Origin of the sequence: Streptomyces sp. NBC_01317 (assembly GCF_035961655.1) — a bacterium.
Taxonomy (GTDB): Bacteria; Actinomycetota; Actinomycetes; order Streptomycetales; family Streptomycetaceae; genus Streptomyces.
This window is the reverse complement of sequence record NZ_CP108393.1, coordinates 2,114,116-2,139,278: the sequence shown is the minus strand read 5'-3', so window position 1 is coordinate 2,139,278 and position 25,163 is coordinate 2,114,116. Positions and strand designations below refer to the sequence as shown.

Annotated in this window: 12 protein-coding genes; 9 read left to right on the top strand and 3 right to left on the bottom strand. The window is 72.9% G+C overall.

What is annotated here, in order from left to right:
- Positions 1-176: 176 nt before the first annotated feature.
- From OG349_RS08920 to OG349_RS08905, 4 genes are all read left to right on the top strand, one after another.
- On the top strand, positions 177-3,335 hold the full coding sequence (locus OG349_RS08920; RefSeq protein ID WP_327234109.1) for a non-ribosomal peptide synthetase: 3,159 nt from the start codon (positions 177-179) through the stop codon (positions 3,333-3,335).
- A gap of 313 nt (positions 3,336-3,648) precedes the next feature.
- On the top strand, positions 3,649-9,192 hold the full coding sequence (locus tag OG349_RS08915; RefSeq protein WP_327234108.1) for a non-ribosomal peptide synthetase/MFS transporter: 5,544 nt from the start codon (positions 3,649-3,651) through the stop codon (positions 9,190-9,192).
- Positions 9,176-12,469: an amino acid adenylation domain-containing protein gene (locus OG349_RS08910; protein WP_327234107.1), complete on the top strand. Its 3,294-nt coding sequence runs from the start codon at positions 9,176-9,178 to the stop codon at positions 12,467-12,469. The genes OG349_RS08915 and OG349_RS08910 overlap by 17 nt, the downstream gene beginning before the upstream one ends.
- Before the next feature lie 76 nt (positions 12,470-12,545).
- The gene (locus OG349_RS08905; RefSeq protein ID WP_327234106.1) at positions 12,546-12,713 is read left to right on the top strand and encodes an MbtH family protein; all 168 of its coding nucleotides are present in this window, start codon (positions 12,546-12,548) and stop codon (positions 12,711-12,713) included.
- A gap of 441 nt (positions 12,714-13,154) precedes the next feature.
- Here OG349_RS08905 and OG349_RS08900 read toward each other — a convergent pair whose 3' ends face one another.
- Positions 13,155-16,280 (bottom strand): class I adenylate-forming enzyme family protein, encoded by a 3,126-nt coding sequence (locus OG349_RS08900; RefSeq protein WP_327238499.1) that lies wholly within the window; start codon positions 16,278-16,280, stop codon positions 13,155-13,157.
- Between the two features lie 281 nt (positions 16,281-16,561).
- On the opposite strand from OG349_RS08900, the gene OG349_RS08895 reads away from it, so the two are divergent.
- On the top strand, positions 16,562-16,966 hold the full coding sequence (locus OG349_RS08895) for a hypothetical protein (protein WP_327234105.1): 405 nt from the start codon (positions 16,562-16,564) through the stop codon (positions 16,964-16,966).
- A gap of 133 nt (positions 16,967-17,099) precedes the next feature.
- The gene (locus OG349_RS08890) at positions 17,100-18,251 is read left to right on the top strand and encodes a CobW family GTP-binding protein (protein WP_327234104.1); all 1,152 of its coding nucleotides are present in this window, start codon (positions 17,100-17,102) and stop codon (positions 18,249-18,251) included.
- Positions 18,252-18,307: 56 nt separating this feature from the next.
- Here the strand turns inward: OG349_RS08890 and OG349_RS08885 are convergent, their stop codons facing one another.
- Positions 18,308-20,758, bottom strand: coding sequence for a DNA gyrase/topoisomerase IV subunit A (locus OG349_RS08885; protein ID WP_327234103.1), 2,451 nt, complete (start codon positions 20,756-20,758; stop codon positions 18,308-18,310).
- Positions 20,759-20,948: 190 nt separating this feature from the next.
- On the opposite strand from OG349_RS08885, the gene OG349_RS08880 reads away from it, so the two are divergent.
- The 3 genes from OG349_RS08880 to OG349_RS08870 all read left to right on the top strand — a co-directional run bounded on the left by OG349_RS08880 (position 20,949) and on the right by OG349_RS08870 (position 24,629).
- A complete protein-coding gene (locus tag OG349_RS08880; RefSeq protein WP_327234102.1) occupies positions 20,949-22,304 on the top strand; it encodes a M16 family metallopeptidase in 1,356 nt (451 codons plus the stop codon).
- A 17-nt stretch (positions 22,305-22,321) separates the two neighbouring features.
- Positions 22,322-23,689: a M16 family metallopeptidase gene (locus tag OG349_RS08875; RefSeq protein WP_327238498.1), complete on the top strand. Its 1,368-nt coding sequence runs from the start codon at positions 22,322-22,324 to the stop codon at positions 23,687-23,689.
- A 250-nt stretch (positions 23,690-23,939) separates the two neighbouring features.
- Positions 23,940-24,629: a GntR family transcriptional regulator gene (locus OG349_RS08870; protein ID WP_327234101.1), complete on the top strand. Its 690-nt coding sequence runs from the start codon at positions 23,940-23,942 to the stop codon at positions 24,627-24,629.
- A 159-nt stretch (positions 24,630-24,788) separates the two neighbouring features.
- Here OG349_RS08870 and OG349_RS08865 read toward each other — a convergent pair whose 3' ends face one another.
- On the bottom strand, positions 24,789-25,070 hold the full coding sequence (locus OG349_RS08865; protein WP_327234100.1) for an HPr family phosphocarrier protein: 282 nt from the start codon (positions 25,068-25,070) through the stop codon (positions 24,789-24,791).
- Between the last annotated feature and the right edge of the window lie 93 nt (positions 25,071-25,163).

Sequence of the window (25,163 nt, the reverse complement as noted above, 5' to 3'; positions counted from 1 at the left end):
CGTTCAGCGCCTGGGACCGTAATGTCCCGGCCCTCAAATCACCGCAGAACATGAAGAGTTGGGGGCCGTCGGAGTAGTTCACGGTTTGTCTTGACGGCCTGCATTTTCCTATGTCAATCTCTGCACAGGTCTGGACCATTGCGGCACGCAATACGCGGCAGAAGTGAGCAGCGACGATGCCTGAACAGAACGTTGCCCCTCTTTTTTCTCCGGCCGGCGCGGCTCAGTACGGCGTCTGGCTGACCGAGCGCCTGGAACTGGCAGGCCGTTGTTACCACATGCCGGTGCGTACGGTCTTCGACCGGGTCGACCCGGACGCCCTCGCCCAGGCCTGGGAGGACACGGTCGACCGCCATCCGGCCCTGGCGTGCGCGCTGGTGGAGCGGGACGGCCGGCTCGGCTCGGTGCCCGCGCCCTCGCGGCCCTCCCTGACCGTGGCCGACGCGAGCGCCGACACCACGGCCGCCTACGCCAAGCGCGTCGAGGCCGAGATCGCCCGCCCCTTCCGGCTGGACACGGGTCCGCTGATCCGGGCCACCCTCTACCGACACGGCGACGGCAGTGCGGAGTTGCTGACCGTCGCCCACCACGCCGTCTTCGACGGCACCTCGAAGGACGTCCTGCTCACCGACCTGGCGGAGGCGTACACCGCGCGGCTGCGGGGCGAGGAGCCAGTTCTTACAGCTGTCGCCGCACCGCCGTCCGCCGAGCCCCCGGAATCGGTCGTACGGGAAGCCGCCGAATGGTACGGCGAGGACGCGGCGGCAGGTCTGGTCGACGCAGCGGTCCTGCTGCCCGGGGTCCGCCCCGCGGCCCAGGTCTCCGCGCGGGCCGCCGGGGCGGGGGAGAGCGTGGAGCGGTGGCTCGAAGGGGCCGCGCACGACGCCCTGCGCGCGGCGGCCGACAAGGCCGGCGTGACCGTCTTCGAACTGCTGCTCGCCGCCGTCCACGCCCTGCTGCTGCGGTACGGCAACGAGGACGCGGCCGTCGGTGTGTCCCTCTCCACCCGCACGGCCGAACAGCGGGACGCCGTCGGCCTGTACGTCAACGAACTCCCCGTCCGCGCACCGGCCGTGGACCCCGACACCACCGGACTGGCCGACCTCGCCGCGGTGCTGCGCAAGGATCTCCGTACGCTCTACCGTTTCCGCGCGGTCCCGTACGGAGCCGTGGCGCGCGGACTCGGCCCGCGCGTGGGCCTGACCCCCGTCACCTTCAGCTACCGAAGATCCGGCGCGGACCCGCACTTCGAGGGCGCGCGGACACGGGTCGACCGGGCCGTCTTCCACCGCGCCGCACGCTCCCCGCTCAACCTCCAGGTCGTGGAGGAGCCCGCGCGCACGCTGATCGTGTTCCAGTACGACCCCGCCGTGGTGCCCCCGGACGCCGCGGAGCGCATCGCGGGACACTTCACCACCCTGCTCGACGCCGCGCTCACCACACCGGACCGCCCGCTCGCCCATCTGCCCCTGCTGGCGGGAGACGAACTGCGCCTCCTCACGGAGACCTGGCAGGCGCCGGGACCCGGACCGGACGCCCGGCTCCCGGAGGGCTTCGCGGGCGGCCTGACCGTGGTCGACCTGATGGAGCGTCAGGCGGAGCTGACGCCCGACGCCGTGGCCGTCACCGCCACGGACACGACGCTCGACTTCCGTACCCTGCAAGCCCGTTCGGCGTCCCTGGCCGCCGTGCTGAGAGCGCGCGGGATCGGCCCCGGACACCTGGTCGCCGTCCATCTGGACCGTACCTCCGCCCTCCCGGTCGCCCTGTTCGCCGTCCTGCTCACCGGAGCGGCCTACCTGCCGCTGGACCCCGGCTACCCCGCCGAGCGGCTCGCCTTCGTCGCCGCCGACTCCGGCGCCTCCCTGCTGCTCGCGGACCGGCCGCCCGCCCCCGAACTGGCCGCCACCACACCGGTGTTGCTACTGGACGACCTCGCACTCCCGGTGGTGCACCGCGCGGCGGTGACCTGGGAGCCGGAGGCCCGCGCGGTGACGACGGACACCGCGTACGTCCTCTACACCTCGGGCTCCACCGGCCGCCCCAAGGGGGTGGCGGTCGGCCACCGGGCCCTCGCCAACCTCCTCGGCTCGTTCGCCGGACTGCTGGGGTCGGGGCCGGGGCACGTCTGGCTCGGTCTGACCTCGCTCTCCTTCGACATCTCGGCGCTGGAGCTGTTCCTCCCGCTGATCACGGGCGGGCGGCTGGTGCTCGCCCGGGACGGCCTGGCGACCGACGGACCCGGCCTGCTCCGGCTCGTCCGCGACGAGGAGATCACCCACGCCCAGGCCACGCCCACCGGCTGGCAGGTGCTGCTGGCGGCGGAGCCGGGCGCGGCGGACCTCGCGGGGCTCACCGCCCTGGCCGGCGGTGAGCCGCTGTCCCTTCCTCTCGCGCGCGAACTCCGTTCTCTGGTGGGGCGGTTGTTCAACGTCTACGGCCCGACCGAGACGACCATCTGGTCGACCCGCGCCGAGATCCCCGCCGATCCGGTACGGGTCGGGATCGGCCGCCCGATCGCGCACACCCGCGCCCACGTGGTCGACCGGCACCTGCGGCTCGTCCCGGTCGGACAGGCCGGGGAACTGCTGCTCGGCGGGGACGGTCTCGCCTTCGGCTACCTCGGCCGGCCCGAGCTGACCGCGGACCGCTTCGTGCCCGACCCGTACGGGCCGCCCGGGTCCCGCCTCTACCGCACCGGTGACCTCGCGGTCCGCACCGCCGACGGCGAACTGGATTGCCTGGGCCGGATCGACCAGCAGGTCAAGATCCGGGGCCACCGGATCGAGCTGGGCGAGATCGAGGCGGTCCTGCTGGAGCACCCGGCGGTCGCGCGGGCGGCGGTCGCCGTGTACGAGGGCGGCGCCGACGGTCCCGTACTGGTCGCGTATGTGGTGCCCGCAGGGGGCGCGCCGGACGCCGGGGCGCTGCGCGCGCACCTGCGGCGCACCCTGCCGGCGGTGATGTGTCCCCAGCGGTACGTCACGCTGGAGGAGCTGCCGACGACCCCCAACGGCAAGCTCGACCGGCGCGCGCTGTCGGTACGGGAGGTGGCCCCCCTCACCCCTTCCGCCGCCGCTGCGCCCGCCGCCGTCCCGACCGCCTCCGCCGGGGACGGGGTGGTCCCGGCCCTGTGCGCGATCTGGTGCGAGGTGCTGGACCTGCCGGCCGTCGACCCCGAGGACGACCTCTTCGATCTGGGCGGCCACTCGCTGACGATCATCCGCATCGCCGCGCGTATCCGTGAATCCCTCGGTGTGGAGGTGGACTTCGACGTCTTCTTCGACACCCCGACGGTGGTGGGGATCGCCCGCGTGGTGAGCGCGTCGCGCTGATCGCGCGGCCCCTCCCCTCCACGGCGTCAGAGGACCCCACCTCGCCGGCCCCCACCCCGCCGGACCTCTCGGGCATCATCCGCCCCCGTTCGACCGTCACCCTGCTCGACCCCACCCTGCTCGACCCCACCCCGTTCGACCCCACCCCGTTCGACCCCACCCCGTTCGACCCCGCCCCGCTCGACCCCCGCGCCCCACCGCGTCCCCTGTGTCCACCGCGTCCCCTGTGCCCCACCGCAGGGCCGACGGCATCGCCCCTGGCCCGCCGCCCCCGGCGCCCAGCTCCGGCGATCTTGACCTGAACAGGACGACGATGACAGAAACACACCCCCCGACCACGGAGTGGTCGGAGGCCAAGCGCTCCCTGCTGGCCCAGCGCCTGCGCGGCGGCCGGGGCCGGGCCCGTACGGTCGACCGCAGACCCGAGGGCACCGCGCCACCGCTGTCCAGCGGCCAGGAACGCCTGTGGTTCATGGAGCAGTTCACCCCCGGATCCACCGCCTACACCCTCGCCCCGGCTCGCCGCATCCGTGGCCCGTACGACCGGATCGCCCTGGACGCCGCGCTCACCGATCTGGTCGCCCGGCACGAAGTGCTCCGTACGGTCTTCCCCGCGACGGAGGACGGCACGGCCCACGCGGTGGTGGCCGAACCGGCCCCGTTCGGCGCGGAGTTCCTCGACCTGAGCCAGGAGCCCGATCCCGGGGTACGCGAGGCCCGGGCCGCCGAGGCGGTCGAGCACCTGCTCGCCCGGCCCTTCGTGTTGGCGGAAGGCCCGCTGCTCAGGGTCCTGCTCGTCAGGATCGAGGAGCACGACCACGTCCTGGCGCTCGTCATGCACCACATCGTCTGCGACGGCTGGTCCATCGACCTCCTCCAGCGGGAGTTGGACGCCCTCCACGCCCACCACACCCACGGCACCCCGCACGGACTGGCCGAACCGCGGCTCCAGTACGGCGACTACGCGGCCTGGCAGCGCGGAAGGCTCGCCGACGGCACCCTCACCGCCTCCCGCGACCACTGGCGGACCGAACTCGACGGGGTGCCCGCGCTGGAGCTGCGCGTCGACCGGCCGCGCCCGCCGACCTTCACCTTCGAGGGCGCCGCGCACGAGTTCCGCTGGGACCGCGCCCTGTCCGAGCGGATCACCGAGGTCGCGGCGGCGTACGGCGCCTCCCGCTACATGGTGCTGATGGCCGCGTACCAGACCCTGCTGTCCCGCCACAGCGGCCAGGGGGACTTCGCGGTCGGCTCGCCCGTGGCGGGCCGGCTGCACAGTGAACTGGAGCCGCTGGTCGGCATCTTCGTCAACATGCTGCCGATCAGGGCCCGGATCACCCCCGACCTGACCTTCGCGCGCCTGCTCGGGCAGGTCAGGGAACGGACCCTGGACGCTTACGCGCACCAGGAGGTGCCGTTCGAGCAGATCGTCGGCGACCTCGCGGTGGAGCGTGACGTGAGCCGCGCCGCCGTCTTCCAGGCCACCCTGGCCTTCCAGAACTACGGCGAGTCGGCCGTCGGGGCCGCGACCGGGGCGCCGCACGCGGAGGGGTTCGGCTACCGGGCCACCACCACCCACCACGACCTCGCGCTGTATCTGCGGGACGAGGCGGACGGCGGGGTGTACGGCCTGTTCACCTACCGCACCGACCTGTTCGAGGCCGCGACGGTCGAGCGGCTGGCCGAGCGCTTCGAGGTGCTGCTGACCGCCGCCCTCGCCGACCCGGGACGCACGCTCGGCGCCCTGCCCCTGCTGGCCGACGGTGAGCGCGCCCGGCTGGCCGCCTGGTCCGCCGGACCGGCCCTCACGGTCCAAATCCCTCGCACGCTCTCCGAGTTGCTCTCCCGGGCGGCGGCGGAGACCCCCGGGGCCGTGGCGCTCACGGACGGCCGGGACAGCCTCTCGTACGGGGAACTGGAACGCCGCGCGACCGGACTCGGACACCGGCTCCGGGCGCTCGGCGTGGGCCCCGGCGCGGTGGTCGCCCTCTGCCTGGAGCAGTCCCCGGAGCTGGCCGTCGCCATGCTCGGGGTCCTCAAGGCCGGCGCCGCGTACCTGCCGCTCGACCCCGAACAGCCCACCGCCCGCGTGGAGTTCCTGCTCGCCGACGCCGGTGTGGCGGTGCTGGTCACCGATCCCGTACTGGCCGCGAAGGCCCCCGGATTCCGGGGGCGCGTGCTCCATCCGGACCCGGCGGCGGAGACCGCCGCAGGCGCCGAGCCGTTGCCTCAGACAGCCGGCCCCGGCGACCTCGCCTACGTCATCTACACCTCCGGATCCACCGGCACCCCCAAGGGGGTGGCCGTCCAGCACCGGCAGATCCTCACCTACCTCGCGGGCGCGCGGGAGCGGCTGCGCATCGAGGACCATGGGTCGTACGGGCTGCTCCAGTCGCTCGCCTTCGACTTCAGCATCACCCTCCTCTACCTCGGCCTGTCCACCGGCGGCCACGTGCACCTGCTGCCACGCCGTATATCGGGCGCCGAACTCGCCGACCGTATCGAGGAGTCGGGCATCGACTACCTCAAGATGACGCCCTCCCACCTGGCCGCGCTGGCGGCCGACGCACCCGCCGAGCGGCTCCTGCCGCGCAAGGCGCTGGTGCTGGGCGGCGAGGCGTCCTCGGCGGCCTGGGCGAGCGGTCTCGCCGCGCTCGGCCGGTGCGCGGTGTTCAACCACTACGGACCCACCGAGACCACGGTCGGTGTCACCGTCCACGAGGTCACCCCGGACGGCCCGCCCCACGGCTCCACCCCGATCGGCCGGCCGCTCGCCGGGGCGCGGACCTATGTCCTCGACGCGGCGCTGCGGCCCGTACCCCCCGGGGTCACCGGCGAACTGCACGTCGGCGGCGACCGGTTGGCCCGGGGCTACCTCGGCCGCCCCGACCTCACGGCCGACCGGTTCGTGCCGGACCCGTTCACCGGCGAGCCCGGCGCGCGGATGTACCGTACGGGCGATCTCGTACGCCAACGGGCCGACGGCGAGCTGGAGTTCCTCGGCCGCGCCGACCATCAGATCAAGGTACGCGGCTACCGCGTCGAGCCCGGCGAGATCGAGGCCGCCCTCAGCGCCGTGGACGGCGTCGGACAGGCGGTGGTCGTCGCCCGGGGCGAGGGCGTGAGACAACAGCTGGTCGGCTACCTGGAACGCGCGGGCGACAGCGAGCCGCCCGCCCCGGCCGAACTGCGCACCCGCCTGCTCGACCTCCTGCCGGACTACATGATCCCGGCGCGGTACGTCGTCCTCGACCGGCTCCCGCTGCTCGCGCACGGCAAGGTCGACCGCGCCGCGCTGCCCGCCCCCGAGGACAGCGGCGCCGGTACGGGGGAGCACGTCCCGCCCGAGGGCGGGACGGAGGAGCTGATCGCGTCCCTCTGGGCCGACCTGCTCGACGTGGAGCGGATCGGCGCGCTGGACGACTTCTTCGTCCTCGGCGGCCACTCGCTCATGGCCACCCAGGTGGTCGCCCGGCTGCGCCGCGCCCTGCCCGAACAGGCCGCCGGACTGGGCGTGATGGACCTCTTCCAGCACGCGACCGTACGGGCGCTGGCCGCCCTGCTCAGCTCCTCCGAGGAGGACCGGGGCCCGCGCAGACTCCTGCACCGGCTCACCCCGCCCCGTACCCGCACCACCGGAAGTGTGATCTGCGCGCCCTACGGCGGCGGCAGCGCGCTCATCTACAAACCCCTCGCGGACGCGCTCCCGGCGGACTGGGCCCTGCACTCGCTCGCCGTACCAGGACACGAACTGGGCGAGGAGGCAAGGCCGTTCGACGAGGTGGCGGCGGAGACGGCACAGGAGATCCTGGACGGCGTCGAGGGCCGGATCGTCCTCTACGGCCACTGCGGGCTCGGGGTCATGCTGATCGTCGAGGTCGCGCGGCGGCTGGAGGCGGCGGGCCGGGTGGTGGACGCCGTCCACCTCGGCGGCATCTTCCCCTTCGCCCGTCCGGAGAGCCGGGGCGCCGCGCTCGCGGAACGCTTCTCGGCGTTCGTGGACCGGCTGCGCAGCGACCAGGACATGGTCAACGCCCTGACGGCGGCGGGCCTCGACACCGACGACTTCAGCTCCGAGCAGCTGAGGCTGATCGTCCACAACCGGCGTTCCGGCACGAAGGAGGCCGAGCGCTACTTCGGGGAGCTGTTCCGCACCGAGGGCGGCCGGCTGCGGGCCCCGGTCATCGCGGTGGCGGGCGACCGTGACCCCGCGACCGAGTTCTACCAGGAGCGCTACCGCGAGTGGCACCGCCTCACCGACACCACCGGAGTGGTGGTGCTGGACGAGGCCGGGCACTTCTTCCTCAAGTACCGCGCGGAGGAACTGGCCGTGGTCCTCACCGAGGTGGCCCCGGCCGTCGCGGAGGGCGCGGACCGGCGCCATGCCCGTACCCCCGGGGCCACGTGGTGGCTGGAGGGAGTGTCGCGGGAGGGGGGCACGGATCCGGCCCCGGTCGCCGGGGTGGACGCCGACCGTGCCGAGCGCGCTGACCGTACGACCGTACGCCCCAGCCTCGGCCGCTTCCTGGCCGTCGCCACCGGCCAGCAGGTCTCGATGATCGGCTCGGCCCTGACCGAGTTCGCACTCCCCATCTGGATCTACCTCAGGACCGGCTCCCTCGCCAGCTTCGGCCTGCTCGCCGCCTGCGCCCTCGTCCCCGGCATCCTCGCCGCGCCCCTGGCCGGCGCCGTCGTCGACCGCAGCGACCGCCGCAAGGTCATGCTCGCCGGCGACCTCGCGGCCGGTGCCACCCAGGCCGCCCTGCTCGTCCTCTACCTCACCGACAGCCTCCAGGTCTGGCACGCCTACGCCCTGATCGGCCTGCTCTCCCTCGCCCTCGTCTTCCAGCGCTTCGCCTGGGGCTCGTCGGTGCCCCAACTCGTACCCAAGCGTTTCCTCGGCCGCGCCAACGGCGTGACCCAAATGGCCCTGGGATTCGCCCAGTTCCTCGTCCCGCTGTTCGCCGTCGGGCTGCTCGCCGGAATCGGACTCGGCGGCATCCTCGTCCTCGACGTCGTCAGCTACACCGCCGCCGTCGCGATCACTCTCGCCGTACGGTTCCCGAAGGCCATGGCCGCCGTGCGCAGGGAGAGTGTGCTGGAGGAGATCAAGGGCGGGTTCCGGCGGGCGCTCGGCAGCCGCCACTTCCGCGCGATGCTGCTCTTCTTCGCCGCCCTCAACATCTTCCTGTCCCCGCTCTTCCTCCTCACCACCCCGCTGGTGCTCTCCTTCGCCGACCTGGCCGCCACCGGCTGGGTCGCGGTCGCGGCGGGGGCGGGCGCGGTGGTCGGCGGCCTCACCCTGCTCATCTGGGGCGGCCCCCGCCACCACCGGCTGCGCGGTGTCCTGTACGCGACGGCGGGACTGGCCGTCGCCTGCGTCCTCACCGGGCTGCGGCCCTCGCTGCCGCTGGTCGCCCTCGGGGCGTTCGGGATGACGCTCGGCCTCGCGCTGCTCAACGGCACGTACGCGACGATCATCCAGACCAAGGTGCCGCTGCGCTTCCACGGGCGGATCATCGCCGTCAACACCATGGTCGCCTGGTCCACCCTGCCGGTCGGTTTCGCCGTGATCGCCCCGCTCGCACCCGGCCTGCTCCAACCGCTGATGGAGGAGCACGGCGCGCTCGCCGGCACCGTCGGCCAGGTCATCGGCACCGGCGAGGGCCGGGGGATCGGTCTGCTCTATCTGCTCTTCGGCCTCGCGATGGCCCTGCTCGCGGTGATCTGCCTGCGGATCCCCGTGCTGGCCCGGTTCGACCGCGAGGTGCCCGACGCCGTCTCCGACGACCTGGTCGGACTGGAGACCCTGCTAGCCCGTACGAAGGACAAGGTGGCCCATGACAGCGGCCGTTGACCCGACGCCGATCCCGACACACCACGTGCGTCCCACGACCGACTACCCGCTGACGGTGGATCAGCGACGGCTGTGGTTCCTGCAACAGCTCGATCCAGCCGACACCGGCTACCACCTGTATCTCGTACGGCGCTGGCGCGGCCCGCTCGACGTCCGCGCCCTGCGCACGGCCCTGGACGCCCTCACGGCCCGGCACGAGATCCTCCGTACCCGGTTCGTGGTGGCCGGCGACGGGCCCCGGCAGGTGGTCGACCCGCCCGCCCCTGTCCCGCTCGTCCGCCACGACGTGTCCCCGGCCGGGGAGGACGACGTCGAGCGGGTGCTGACCGGGGCGGTGGCGCCGTACGTCAACACGCCCTTCGATCTCGCCGCGGGACCGCCGCTGCGCGCCGTGCTGGTCCGCGCGGGGGAGCACGAGCACGCGCTGTGCCTCGTGCTGCACCACATCGCGGGCGACGGCTGGTCGGCCGGGGTGCTCTGGCACGAACTGCTGACGCTGTACGGGGCCGCCCTGACGGACTCCGTACCCCAACTGCCCGTCCTGGCCATCCAGTACGGCGATCACGCGCGCGCCGAGGAGTCGCGGCTGGGCCCCGATGAGCAGGAGCAGGCGTACGTCCACTGGCGGGACCGGCTGGCGGGCGCCGAGCCGCTCCGGCTGCCGCTGGACCGCCCCCGGCCGGCGGATCCGCGGCGGCCCGCCGGATTTGTGGATCTCGCACTCGGTCCCGAACTCACGGACGCCGTGGACCGGTTGGCCCGGCAGGAGCGCTGCACCCCCTTCATGGTGCTCCTCACCGCCTACCAGAGCGTGCTGGGCCGCTGGTGCGGTCAGGACAACTTCACGGTCGGTACGCCGCTGGCCGGCCGGCCCGACGTGGCGCACGAGGCGCTGATCGGCTACTTCACCCGGACCGCCGTGATCCGCGCGGACCTGCGGGGGGACGCGGGCCGTGGCCCGGACTTCCGTACGGTGCTGCGGCGCGTCAGGTCCGCGACCATGGGCGCGCTCGCCCACCAGGACGTGCCGCTGGAGCGGCTGGCGGCGGATCTGGGCGAACCGCCCGGCGGGCTGCCGTTCAGGACGCTGTTCGTGCTCCAGAGCCAGCACGAGACAGGGGGAGGCGCCGCCGAACCCCAACTCCCGCCTGAGGTGACCCTGTTGTCCCTGGATTCGGGCTTCGACCGGGCCAAGGCCGATCTCCTGCTGGACACATGGCGGACGGAGGCCGGGCTGACCTGCTCCTTCTCGTACGACGAGGAGCTGTTCGACCGGTCGACGGTCGAGACCCTGGCCCGGCGCTACCGCACCCTGCTGACCCGGGCCACCGCGGATCCGCTGCTGCCCGTGCACGGCGACTGGCTGCTCGACGCGGCGGAGCGGGCCGCCGTGCTCGCGCGCGGCACCGGGCCCCGGCTGGACCCCGGCCGCCGTACGGTACCGGCCCGCTTCGCCGAACAGGTCGCCCTGCGGCCGGGCGCGCCCGCGCTGGCGCTCGGCGACGACACTCTCTCGTACGCCGAACTGGACCGCCGCTCCTCGCTGTTGGCCGCACGGATCGGCCCGCTGGAGGGTGGGGTCGCCGCCGTACGGATCCCTCCGTCCTACGCGCTGGTGATCGCGCTCCTCGCGGTGTGGAAGGCGGGCGGTGGCTACCTGCCGCTGGATGAGGCGTATCCGCCGGATCGGCTGCGGCAGTTGGTCGCGGACGGGGGAGCGCGGCTGCTGATCACGGCGGGGGAGGGGCCTGACCTGGGGATACCGACGCTCTCCGTGCCTGCGGAGTGGCCGGACACGTCGGCGGTCCGAGCGGTCCGGGCGGTCCCGGCGGGGGATCCGTCCGCCGGTGCGTGGCCGGGTGTCGCGGCGGGCGATCCGGCGTACGTGCTGTTCACCTCGGGGTCCACCGGCCGGCCCAAGGGGGTCGTGGTCGAACAGGGTGCGCTGGCCGACCGGGTGGAGTGGATGACCGGGACGTCGGCGACCGGGACGGCCGACGGTGAGGGGTACGGCCTTCGGCCCGGCGACCGGATCGTCCAGTTCGCCTCCATCGGGTTCGACACCCACGCCGAGGAGATCTGGCCCGCCCTGGCGTCCGGCGCCTGCTGCGTCCTGCTGCCCGGGGGCTCCCGTACGCTGCCCGACGTCCTGCGCACGACGGAGGGCGCGGGCGTCACGGTCCTCGACCTGCCGACCGCGTACTGGCACGAACTGGTCTTGATGGAGGACGAGTTCACCTGGCCGGCGGATCTGCGGCTGGTGGTGCTGGGAGGCTCGGCCGTGGACGGCACCGTCCTGGCGCGGTGGCACGCGCGGCACGGTGGGCGGGTCCGGCTGGTGAACACGTACGGTCCGACGGAGGCGACGGTGATCGCCACGAGCGCGGACCTGTCGGCGCCTTCGGGGGGTGTCGTGGCCCGGCCGCCGATCGGGCGGCCGCTGGCCGGGGTGCGCTGCTATGTGCTGGACGAACGGCTCGGGCTGGTGCCCGACGGCACCGAGGGCGAACTCTTCCTCGGCGGGCGCGGGTTGGCCCGGGGCTACGCGGGCCGCCCCGGCCTGACGGCGGAGCGCTTCCTGCCGGATCCGTTCGCGGCGGACGGCAGCCGGATGTACCGCACGGGCGACCGGGTGCGCCGACTGCCGGACGGGGAGCTGGAGTTCGTCGGCCGGACGGACGGACAGGTGAAGCTTCGCGGCTACCGGATCGAACCGGGCGAGGTGGAACACGCGCTGACGAGCCACCCGGCGGTGGCGCAGGCGGTGGTGGTCGTGCGGGAGGGGCGGCTGCTGGGCTACGTGGTCCCGTCGCCGGGCGCGACGCCGCCGCGCGTGGCCGAACTCCTGGATCACCTTTCCGGATTGCTCCCGACCTTCATGGTGCCGAGCGGCCTGGCGGTCCTCGACCGGCTCCCGCTGACGGTCAACGGCAAGCCGGACGTCTCGGCGCTGCCGCTGCCGGGGCCCTCCGTCGCGGCGCCCGCGTTCGTCTCTCCCCGCACGGACGCGGAGGCGCTCGTCGCGGAGCTGTGGGAGGAGGTGCTGGGGGTCGAGCGGGTGGGCGCCCTGGACGACTTCTTCTCCCTCGGCGGCGATTCGCTGCGGGTCACGCGGGTGGCGGCGAGGATCCGCACGGTGGCGGGCCTGGAGATCAGCATCCGGGACGTGTTCGACCACCGGGTGCTCTCCGACTTGGCGGCGCGGGTGGAGGAGTTGCTGATCGCGGAGATCGACGCGTTGTCGGAGGGGGAGGCGGCGGAGAGGTTGTCGCCGTGAGGCGACGCCTTTGCGTCCCCCTGTTTGTTGGCCCGCCCCCACCTTTGACCCATGTCCCACATCCCTAGGAGGAACGATGTTCGCGGTGGTCGTCAACCACGAGGAGCAGTACTCGGTCTGGCCGACCGACCAGGAGATCCCGGCGGGGTGGCGGGCGGAGGGGACGCGGGGGTCGCGGGAGGAGTGCCTGGCGAGGGTCGGGGAGGTGTGGACGGACCTGCGCCCGTTGAGCGCGCGAGCCTGACTTTGCGGGTGGCGTTGCGGGGTACGCCGCCGCGAGGGCGTTGTCCTCAATCGCCGGACGGGCTTGATGTGGCCGGCTGGCGGCTGAAGGTGTGCGCGGGGCCGGTGGGTGGGTGTCCTCAAGCGCCGGACGGGCTTGAGGTGCCCGTCGGCGTCGGCGGGTACGTGCGGCTCGCATGAGGGGTGTCCTCAATCGCCGGACAGGCTTGATATGTCCCCCGCGCCGGACGGGCTGGGTATGCCGCCCGGAGTCGAAGGGCACGCGCGGGGATGCTCCGGGACACCGGACCGGCCTGATCTGTTCCTCCGGCGCGGGGACATATCAAGCCCGTCCGGCGATTGAGGACAACGCCGCGTCAGCGGCACTCGTCGCGGTCGAGCCGGCCGCGCGCCGCATGCCGCCGCCAATCAAGCCCGTCCGGCGATTGAGGACGACACCGCGTCAGCGCCGGTCCAGGCGTGGGGAGCCGCACGCCTCCTCCAGCGAGCGCACAAAATCCTCTGCCAGGCCCACGATCACGCGTTCCTCGAACGCGAGCGCGTTGTACTGGAGCCAGCAGCGCAGACCGCCCCCCGGCTGCTCCACCACCGTCAGCTCCGGCACCCCCCGATCCCCGCCCGGCAAGGGCCACGGCACCGTCGTGCCCCGTGGCAGTTCCCAGGGCGCGCACCGCACGCCCGGGAGCTGCGCGGGCGCGGACCACGCCTCGTACCGGAGCCACGCCGCGAACGGCGCCGCGGGGCTGAACTCCGCGAACGGGTACAGCTGGTGGTCCAGCGCCTCCGTCGCGGTGACCCGCAAGCGGTCCAGCAGCTCCGCGAAGCCCGGGCTCCCCGACGCGTCCACCCGAAGCAGCAACGACTGTACGAAGCAGCCGACCGCGTGCTCCGCGTCCGGTCGCGGCCGCCCGGGGACAGGTGTCATCAGGACCAGTTCGCTCTGCCCGCTCCGGGCCGCCAGCAACCCCGTCCACGCCGCCGTCACCGCCAGGAACGGCGTCGCCCCCAGCTCACCCGCCCGCGCCCGCAGCGCCTCCGCCCGCTCGGCCGGCAGGTCGAACCGGTAGGCCTTGGTGAGGACCTCCGCCACCTCCCGGCGCCCCGGGAACACCTCCACCGCGGCCGGCGCACCCGCGAGCGCCCCGGCGAAGTGCCGCCGCGACACCGGCCAGTGCGCGTTGGACCACTCCACCAACTCCTCGTACCCGGGCCCCGACCGCACCGGCGGCGCCGTCCGCCCGCGCCGCAGCGCCGAGTAGAGCACGCCCAGGTCCGACAGCAGCACCCCCACCGACCAGCCGTCGCTGACCATGTGATGCACCGCCAGCAGAACCACGTGGTCCCCGGGTCCCCGCGTCACCACCAGCAGCCGCGCCATCGGGTCGCGCGCCAGATCCGTCAGCCGGTCGCGCTCGGCGAGCAGCAGCTCGTCCACCTCGGCGTCGCTCGCGCCGGGCGCCTCACGCAGGGTGATCCGTACGGCGGGCTCCTCGTCCAGGACGACCCGTACCACCCCGGGCTCCCCCGCCACCGGTTCGAAGCGGGTCCGCAGCGCGGGATGCCTGCGCACCGCCTCGGTCAGCGCCCGCCCCAGGGTCTCCGGCTCCAGCCGGTCCGTGACCCGGAACAGCGCGGTGACCGCGCCCGCGTCCCGGCCCGGCGCCTCCGCCATCCAGCGGAAGAAGTTCTCCTGCTGGGAGGTGAGCGGTACGGCGTGCGGTTGGGCGCGGAGACGGGTGAGGTACGGCGTCACCGTGGCCGGGGCCGAGTCGGTGGCGCCGGCCACGGTGGCGCCGCCCACGGCCTCCCGCGCGTCCAGCCACGCCGCCTGCGCCCGCAGCGAAGGGCGCTCGAAGATCAGCGCGGTTCCCGCCCGTACCCCGAACTCCGCGTCCAGCGCCGCCGCCAGCTGCACCGCCCGGAACGAGTCCCCGCCGAGGGCGAAGAACTCAGCGGACACGTCCGCCACCGCCCGGCCCAGCAGCCTGCGCCAGATCGCCGCCAGCCGCAGCTCGGTGGGGGAGGAGGGCGCGACAACCGCCGCCGCCTCCACCGGCGCGTCGAACAGAGGGCGCAGCAGGTGCTTGACCACCTTGCCGGTCGGGTTCTTCGGCAGCCGGTCCACGAGCACGATACGGAGGGGGAGTTCGGGGCGGCTCAGCCGCGCGCTCAGGAAGAGCCGCAGTTCGTCGAGGTCCAGGCCGTCCGGGCCCGGGACGACCACGGCCACCGGCACCGCGCCCATCACCGCGTGCGGCAGCCCGAGCGCCGCCGCGTCGGCCACGTGGGGGTGTTCGTGCAGGACCTCCTCGATCCGCAGCGTCGAGACTTTCAGCGCACCGGACTTGATGACATCGCTCTCCCGGTCGACCAGGTACAGCCGGCCCCCGTCGTCCACCCGTCCCAGGTCCCCCATCCGCACCCACCCGTCGCGGAACACCCGCGCGCTGTCCGCCGCCCCAGGTCCCCCGGCGGGACCGGGACCCCCGCCGAGATAACCGCGCGGCGGTCCCGGCTGCCGCAGCCACACCTCACCCACCTCGCCCGCCGCCAGTTCCCGCCCCTCCCCGTCGAGGATCCGCAGGTCGGCGGGGTCGGCCGGGCGGCCCACCGACCCGGGATGCCGGGTGTCGACGATCGCGGAGATCTGCGCGGGAGCGGCCTCCGCGGAGGTGTACGTGTTGACCAGGGTGGCCCCGGGCAGCGCCGCCGCCAGGGCGGTGGCGACGGGACCCGGCAGCGCGGCGGCCGACGAACTGACCAGCAGCACACTGGAGAGGTCGTACGTCCGCGCCGTGCCCGCGTTCAGCAGCTCGACGGCCATCGACGGGACGAGGAAGACCGTGCCGACCCCGAACTCCCGCACCGTACGGCCGAATTCATCCGCGTCGAAGCGGGGGAGGATCACGGTGGCCGGTGCGCCCGTGAGGGCGTTCAGCAGCATCACCTGCCCGGCGTTCGTGCCGAGAGGGAACGCGTACAGCGCGTGCCGGGAGTGCGCGTACGGCCGGGGGCGGGGGTTGAGGGTCAGCCCCGCCGTCAGATTGCCGTGCGCGGCGAACACCCCCTTGGGCGCACCGGTGGTCCCGGACGTGCCGATCACCTGGGCCTCGTCCAACGGCCCGACCCGGTACGGGGGTTCGGTCGGCGCCACCTGATGCCGCGTCAGCAGGTCGGACAGGACCAGGTCCACCGTGCCGGGCAGAGCACCGGGAGCGGGCGACGAGGCGCCCACGGCACTTCCGTCCTGCCCGGCCGCGTCACGCAACACCGTCCCCGCCTCGGCCAGTGCCGCGAGCCGCGCCGCCTCCGGCTCCGCGAGATCCTCCCGTACGGGCACCGGCACCCCGCCCGCGTACTGCACGGCGAGGAACGCGACGGCGAACCGTTCCCACACGTCGTTACGGAACCGCAGGGCGACCCGCGCCCCCGGCCGTACCCCCGCCTCCGCCAGGCCCGCGGCGGCCCTGAGCGCCTGGTCGCGCCACTGCCGGTACGTCACCGAGCCACCGCCGACGACCTGGAGGGCGAGCCGGTCGGGATGTTCCGCGGCCCGCGCGTCGAGCAGCTCGGGAACGGTCGAGGCGGGAACGGCCGGCGGGCGGCCCGTACGCGGGCTGGTGGGCGCGGAGCGGGTGATGACAACCTCCAGGTGCGGCTTCGGCGGGCGACCCCGTCGCGAACACGCCGCAGCGCCGAACTACTCCCCGGGCAGGAGAAGTTGCCGACCATGGCGTCAGCGCCCGCGGCTCCGCTATGGTCTGGACCAATGCGCGGTCTTCGTCAGAATATCGCCGCTGTGTCGCAGTTGTGTCGCACCCGCCACCTCTACGCCCAGGAGCGGACCACGTGGCCGTCACCCACCCCCGAACCCCCGCCCGTACAAGCCCCAGCGCCGGTACGGGCACCGGCACCGGCACCGGATCCGCCGCCGGCCGTCACCTCGCCGAGCTGCTCGCTCGCCCCGGCCCGTACCGGGACCGCTGGCTCCGCCAGGTCGTCCGCGCCACCCCCGAACCGGTCAACCAAGCCGCCGTAGCACGGGTGTTGGCCCACTGGCTCTGGCTCAACGGGGACGCCGCCGGAAGCGAACTCCTGCCCCGCGCCCTGCGCGACCGGGTCTCCCGCGCGCTCGGCGGACATCTGCTGTCGGCCGACACCCTGCGCCTGTTCACAGCGGCCTTCACGATGGACGAACAGGACGAGACCGCTCTCTGGACCCTGCTGGACGAGACCTCCCCGTACGGACGATGACGCGCGTCCCACCACCGGGCCGCGTGCCCGCCCCGCGCATACCCTGGTGCGGGCGGACGGGCTCCACGGCCGACCGCCGGAACAAGCGGCCCGGAAGCACCGACACGGACAGCACCGACACGGAGGCACGGCGATGAGCGGCACGGACCCGGCCGGCAGGCAGCAGATCCCGGTGGTCGTGCTCACCGGCTTCCTCGGCTCCGGCAAGACGACCCTCCTCAACCACCTGCTCCGCAACCGCGCGGGCCGCCGGATCGCGGTCGTGGTCAACGACTTCGGCGCCATCGAGATCGACTCCATGACCGTCGCCGGACAGGTCGGCTCCACCGTCTCGTTCGGCAACGGCTGTCTGTGCTGCGCCGTGGACGCGAGCGAACTCGACGGCTACCTGGAGCGCCTCACCCGCCCCGAGGCGGAGATCGACATCATCGTCATCGAGGCGAGCGGTCTCGCCGAGCCACAGGAACTGGTCCGGATGATCCTGACCGGTGACCATCCCGGCACGGTGTACGGGGGACTCGTCCAGGTCGTCGACGCCGCCGAGTTCGACACCACGCGCACCCGCCACCCCGAGATCGACCGTCATCTGGCCCTCGCGGACCTGGTCGTCCTCAACAAGACCGACCGGGTGGCGGAGGACGACCGGCAACGCATCCGCACCGCCCTGCGCGAGCTGAGCCCCGGGACGCCGGTGATCGCCTCCTCGTACGGACGGATCGACCCTGAGCTGCTCTTCGACCCGGCGGTCAGGCCGGCCGAGGACGAGAAGGTGCGCCAACTGACCTTCGAGGACCTGTACGCGGACGAGCCCCCCGCACATGACGCCCAGGCCGACCCCCACCATCGCCATCCGCACGCCGCCTACGACACCGTCTCGTTCACGGCCACCGCCCCGATGGACCCGCGCCGCCTCATGCGGTTCCTGGACTCACGGCCCGAGGGGCTCTACCGGATCAAGGGTTTTGTCGACTTCGGCGACGGCGACCCCGCGAACCGCTACGCCCTGCACACCGTCGGCCGCTTCCTGCGCTTCCACCCGGAGCCCTGGGGTCCCGGCGAGGAACGCCTCACCCAGCTGGTCCTGATCGGCGCCGGCGTCGACGGCGACGTCCTGCTCAAGGAGCTGGCGGCCTGTCAGGGCCCCGCCGTCCAGGACGCCGCCGACGACCGTGCGATGTGGGGCGTCCTGCGTTACGTACCGTCCGGCGACGGCCCCGACGCGCCACCGTCGGCCGCCCCCCGAACGGAGTCGCCGGACGGACCCGAAGGCCCGCCCGGCGACTGAAAGCCCGTACGCCGGTCGCGGACGAGGCGTCAGCCCCCGCGACCGGCAGCCCCCCGTCAGCGCGCCGGCCCCGCCAGCGCCGCGATCTCCGCCGTGAACGGCGTCCCCGACCCGTCCCGCCTCGGGTCCGGCGCGGGCAGCTCCACCGGAGCGCCGTTCTTCCGCGCCCCCCTCGCCGGTCCCGCGCCCGCCCACGCCAGCGCGAGGAAGTCCTCACCCTTGAGGAACCGGTGGCAGCGCACGCCACCCGTCGCCCGCCCCTTGCGCGGATACTGGTCGAACGGGGTGAGCTTCGCGGTCCGTACGGAATCGTCCAGCGTGCCCAGCGAGCCGGTCACTGTGAACACCGCCCCCTCCGCCGCCGGATCCACCGCCGTGAACGAGATCACCGTCGCGCCCTCGGCCAGCTTGATGCCCGCCATCCCGCCCGCGGGCCGCCCCTGCGGCCGTACCTGCGCGGCCTGGAAGCGCAGCAGTTGGGCGTCGGAGGTGATGAAGACCAGGTCCTCCTCGCCCGTACGCAACTCCTGGCCGCCGATGATCCGGTCACCCTCCTTGAGGGAGATGACCTCCAGCTCGTCCTTGTTCGAGGGGTAGTCCGGGACCACCCGCTTGACCACGCCCTGGAGCGTGCCCAGCGCGAGCCCCGGGGAGGACTCGTCCAGCGTGGTCAGGCAGATCAGCTCCTCGTCGGGCTCCAGCGTCAGGAACTCCGCGACCGGCGCCCCGCCCGACAGGTTCGGCGCCGAGGCCGTGTCGGGCAGCTGGGGCAGGTCGATCACCGAGATCCGCAGCAGCCGACCCTCGGACGTCACCGCGCCCACGTCCCCGCGAGCCGTCGCGGGCACGGCCGAGAGGATCACGTCGTGGTTCGTCCGCCGGCCGTCACCGCCCTCCAGCGGCTCGCCGTTGACCGTACGGGCCAGCAGGCCCGTCGAGGACAGCAGTACCCGGCACGGGTCGTCCGCGACCTCCAGCGGCACCGACGCCACCGTCGACGCGCCGGACTCCAGCAGCACCGTGCGCCGCGGGGTGCCGAACTTCTTGGCCACCGCGGCCAGTTCGGTCGAGACCAGCTTCCGCAGCTCCGCGTCCGAGTCCAGGATCCCGGTCAGCTCGTCGATCTCGCCGGTGAGCCGGTCGCGCTCGCTCTCCAGCTCGATCCGGTCGAACCGGGTGAGCCGGCGCAGCGGCGTGTCCAGGATGTACTGCGTCTGGATGTCGCTCAGCGAGAAGTGCTCGATGAGCCGCTCCTTCGCCTGCGCGGAGTTGTCGCTCGACCTGATGAGGCGGATGACCTCGTCGATGTCGATGAGAGCGACGAGCAGGCCCTCGACCAGGTGCAGCCGGTCGCGCCGCTTGGTCCTGCGGAACTCGCTGCGCCTGCGGACCACGGTGAACCGGTGGTCCAGGTAGACCTCCAGCAGCTCCTTGAGCCCGAGCGTCAGCGGCTGGCCGTCGACCAGGGCCACGTTGTTGATGCCGAAGGTCTCCTCCATCGGCGTGAGCTTGTAGAGCTGCTCCAGCACGGCCTCCGGCACGAAGCCGTTCTTGACCTCGATGACCAGGCGCAGACCGTGCGAACGGTCCGTGAGGTCCTTGACGTCGGCGATGCCCTGGAGCTTCTTGGCGGAGACCAGGTCCTTGATCTTCGCGATCACCTTCTCGGGGCCGACGGTGAACGGCAGCTCCGTGACGATCAGGCCCTTGCGGCGCGCGCTGACGTCCTCGATCGTGACCGTGGACCGGATCTTGAAGGTGCCCCGGCCGGTTTCGTACGCGTCCTTGATGCCGCCGAGGCCGACGACGCGGCCGCCGGTCGGCAGGTCGGGACCCGGCACAAAACGCATCAGCGTGTCCAGGTCGGCCGACGGATGCCGGATCAGGTGGCGTGCTGCCGCCACGACCTCACCGAGGTTGTGCGGCGGCATGTTCGTCGCCATGCCGACGGCGATCCCGGTGGCTCCGTTGACCAGAAGGTTCGGGTACGCCGAGGGCAGCGTGACCGGTTCCCGCTCCTGGCCGTCGTAATTCGGCTGGAAATCGACGGTGTCCTCGTCGATCGACTCCGTCATCAGTGACGTGGCGTCAGCCATCCGGCACTCGGTGTACCGCATGGCGGCCGGCGGATCGTCGTTCCCGAGCGACCCGAAGTTGCCATGACCGTCCACCAGCGGCAGCCGCATGGAGAACGGCTGTGCCATCCGGACGAGCGCGTCGTAGATCGACGCGTCCCCGTGCGGGTGGAGCTTTCCCATCACTTCGCCCACGACTCGGGCGCACTTCACATACCCGCGGTCGGGGCGCAGCCCCATCTCGTTCATCTGGTACACGATGCGGCGGTGCACCGGTTTCATGCCGTCGCGGGCGTCCGGCAGGGCCCGGGAGTAGATCACCGAGTACGCGTACTCGAGGAAGGAGCCCTGCATTTCATCGACCACGTCGATGTCGAGGATCTTCTCCTCGAAGTCCTCCGGCGGCGGGGTCTTCGTGCTGCGGCGGGCCATCGCTGCTGCGGCTCCTTCACAGGTCCTGTACGGCGACTACTTGAACTGACGCCGACCATTGTGGACCGCTCCACCGACAACGCCGACCTCGCCCCGTCCCCCAGCGTGTGACGCACGGGAACTTCGCCAGGCATCGGCACGCTTGCATACAGTGGCAGGACTTCTCCATATCGCGATCGAAGGGACGTACATGCCCATGGGTCACACGGCCACAGCGCAGGCCGGTTCCGGCGGCCTGACAGCGACTGAGCACCGGCTGGCCAACGGCCTGCGCGTGGTGCTCTCCGAGGACCACCTGACCCCGGTCGCCGCGGTCTGCCTCTGGTACGACGTCGGCTCCCGGCACGAGGTCAAGGGCCGTACGGGACTCGCCCACCTCTTCGAGCACCTGATGTTCCAGGGCTCGGCGCAGGTGAAGGGGAACGGCCACTTCGAACTGGTCCAGGGCGCCGGCGGCTCCCTGAACGGCACCACCAGCTTCGAGCGCACGAACTACTTCGAGACCATGCCCACCCACCAGCTGGAGCTGGCGCTCTGGCTGGAAGCCGACCGGATGGGCTCCCTGCTCGCCGCCCTCGACGACGAGTCGATGGAGAACCAGCGGGACGTCGTCAAGAACGAGCGCCGCCAGCGGTACGACAATGTGCCGTACGGTACGGCTTTCGAGCGCCTGACCGCGCTCGCGTACCCCGAGGGCCACCCGTACCACCACACGCCGATCGGCTCCATGGCCGACCTCGACGCGGCGACCCTCGAAGACGCGCGCGCCTTCTTCCGTACGAACTACGCGCCGAACAACGCGGTGCTGTCGGTCGTCGGCGACATCGACCCCGAGCAGACGCTCGCCTGGGTCGAGAAGTACTTCGGCTCGATCCCCTCCCACGACGGCAAGCAGCCGCCGCGCGACGGCTCCCTGCCCGAGACCATGGGCGGCCAGCTGCGCGAGGAGATCCACGAGGAGGTCCCGGCGCGCGCGCTCATGGCCGCCTACCGGCTGCCGCACGACGGCACCCGTGAGTGTGATGCCGCCGACCTGGCGCTGACGGTCCTCGGCGGCGGCGAGTCGTCCCGCCTGCACAACCGTCTGGTACGGCGTGACCAGACCGCCGTCGCCGCCGGCTTCGGCCTCCTGCGCCTCGCCGGCGCCCCCTCGCTCGGCTGGCTGGACGTGAAGACGTCCGGCGGGGTCGAGGTCCCGCAGATCGAGACCGCGGTGGACGAGGAGCTGGCCCGGCTCGCCGCCGAGGGCCCCACCGCCGAGGAGATGGAGCGGGCCCAGGCCCAGCTGGAGCGCGAGTGGCTGGACCGGCTCGGTACGGTCGCGGGCCGCGCGGACGAACTGTGCCGGTACGCCGTGCTGTTCGGCGACCCGCAGCTGGCGCTCAGCGCCGTCACGCGCGTGCTGGACATCACCGCCGACGAGGTCAAGGCCGTCGCGGCCGCCCGGCTGCGCCCGGACAACAGGGCCGTGCTGGTGTACGAACCGGTCACCGCAGAAGACGAAGCCGCCGAAGAGACCGACGAGCACGAGGGGGCGGACCAGTGACCGACGCTGCCGTGACCATGGAGTTCCATCCGCAGCCGACCGCCGGCGAGGCCAGGCCGTGGGCCTTCCCCGCCCCCGAGCGCGGCGCGCTCGACAACGGGCTGACCGTGCTGCGCTGTCACCGCCCCGGCCAGCAGGTGGTGGCCGTCGAGATCAACCTCGACGCGCCGCTGGACGCGGAGCCCGAGGGCCTCGACGGCATCGCCACGATCATGGCGAGGGCGCTGTCCGAGGGCACGGACAAGCACACCGCCGAGGAGTTCGCCGCCGAGCTGGAGCGCTGCGGCGCCACGCTCGACGCGCACGCCGACCACCCCGGCCTCCGGGTCTCCCTGGAGGTCCCGGTCTCCCGGCTGCCCAAGGCGCTCGGCCTGCTCGCCGAGGCCCTGCGCGCCCCGGCGTTCGCCGACCCCGAGGTCGAGCGGCTGGTGCGCAACCGCCTGGACGAGATTCCGCACGAGACGGCCAACCCCGGCCGCCGCGCGGCCAAGCAGCTCTCCAAGGAGCTGTTCCCGGCCTCGCTGCGCATGTCCCGGCCCCGCCAGGGCACCGAGGAGACGGTCGGCAGGATCGACGCCGCCGCCGTACGCGCCTTCTACGAGGCGCACATCCGCCCCGCCACCGCCACCGCCGTGATCGTCGGCGACCTCACGGGCGTGGACGTCGACGGGCTGCTCGCCGAGACCCTCGGTGCGTGGACCGGCAACACCGCCGCCGCCCGCCCCGCCCCCGCCATCACGGCGGACGACACCGGCCGGGTCGTCATCGTGGACCGCCCCGGCGCCGTCCAGACCCAGCTGCTCATCGGCCGCATCGGCGCCGACCGGCACGACCGGGTCTGGCCGGCCCAGGTGCTGGGCACGTACTGCCTGGGAGGCACCCTCACCTCCCGGCTCGACCGGGTGCTGCGCGAGGAGAAGGGCTACACCTACGGCGTACGGGCCTTCGGCCAGGTGCTGCGCTCGGCCCCGGACGGCACGGGCGCCGCGATGCTGGCCATCAGCGGTTCCGTCGACACGGAGTCCACGGGCCCGGCGCTCTCCGACCTGTGGACGGTGCTGCGCACGCTGGCCGCCGAAGGTCTGACGGACGCCGAGCGTGACGTGGCCGTGCAGAACCTGGTCGGGGTGGCCCCGCTCAAGTACGAGACGGCGGCCTCCGTCGCGGGCACGCTGGCCGACCAGGTCGAGCAGCACCTCCCGGACGACTTCCAGGCGCGGTTGTACGCGCGCCTGGCCGAGACCGGCACGGTCGAGGCGACGGCCGCGGCGGTCAACGCCTTCCCCGTGGACCGGCTGGTCACGGTGCTCGTCGGCGACGCGTCCCAGATCAAGGCGCCGGTCGAGGCGCTGGGAATCGGCGGAGTGACGGTTGTCACCGGCTGATTCAGGCTGATTCAGGGCAGGTTCTTTTCCGGACAAGGGGAAACCCCGGCGGCACCACGTCGCCGGGGTTTCCCCGTATGTCCGTTCGATCCTCAGGTGTGCGCCGCGAACAGGCCTGCCGGCCCGGCCGGGTGGCCAAAAGGTATGCACAAATTCCGGGCACCCATCGGAAATCCGCGAAGATTGCAATAGAGTCACGGACAGGCGTCAATCGGCAGTGTTTCGCGCGGATTAAGTCGGAGGTTCGGACATGCGCATTCCCGCGCACTCGGTATGCACGGCGATCCGCGACGACATCGTCTCCGGTGTATTCGAGCGGGGCAGCCGGCTCACCGAGGAACAGCTGGCCCGGCGGTACGGCGTCTCCCGCGTCCCGGTGCGCGAGGCGCTGCGCACGCTGGAGTCGGAGGGCTTCGTGACCACCCGCCGGCACGTCGGCGCGTGTGTCGCCGAGCCCACCGACCAGGAGGCGGCGGACCTTCTGGAGGTACGGCTGCTCCTGGAACCGCTCGGCGCGGCCCGCGCCGCCCAGCGCCGTACCGAGGCGCACCTCAAGGTGCTGCGCGGCCTGGTCAGACTGGGGCAGGAGCGGGCCAGGCGGGGGCAGGGAGAGGATCTGCGCGCGCTCGGGGCGTGGTTCCACGAGACCCTCGCGCAGGCCTCCGGGAGCCCCGCGCTGACCTCACTGCTCACCCAGTTGCGGCACAAGATCGCCTGGATGTACGTGGTCGAGCAGCCCGCCCACCCCGTGGAGTCCTGGGCGGAGCACGGCGCGATCGTGGACGCGGTGGCGCGCGGCGACGCGGAGCGCGCGCGGGCGCTCACGACGCTGCACGCGGAGCGCACGGCGGCCGTGCACCGGCTCCGGCGGCCGGAGCGGGGCCGGGAAAAGGTGAGGCCTTCGCAACATGCCGTAAACACCGCGAGTGCTCGTTCTTAACATCCGCACCGTATACAAAGAGAAGTAATACGCAGGACTTCTTTTCCGCTGCCCGCACGGAAAAGGACGAGCCGTGGTGCGCTGAATTCTCGCGCACCACGGCTCGGCCGTGAAATGAATTCGGGACGACCTGCGGCCGATTCCGGTCGTGGCCGGCGGTCAAACCGTCTCGGGCAGCTCGTCGAGCCCCTCGGTGACCAGCTTCGCCAGCCGGTCCAGCGCCGCGTCGGCGCCCTCCGCGTCCGAGGCGAGCACGATCTCCTCGCCGCCCCGCGCGCCCAGGCCCAGCACCGCCAGCATCGAGGCCGCGTTCACCGGGCTGCTCTCCGCCTTCGCGACCGTGACAGGGACGCCGGTGGCCGTGACGGCACGGACGAAGATGGAGGCGGGGCGGGCGTGCAGGCCCTCGGTCCAGCCGACGTTGACGTGTCGCTCAGCCATGGTGGTGCCCTTCGGTGTCACGAGGTTCGATGTCGCGGGGGCGAGATCATGAATCATGAATCAGCATGATGAATCGACATCATGAATCACCAT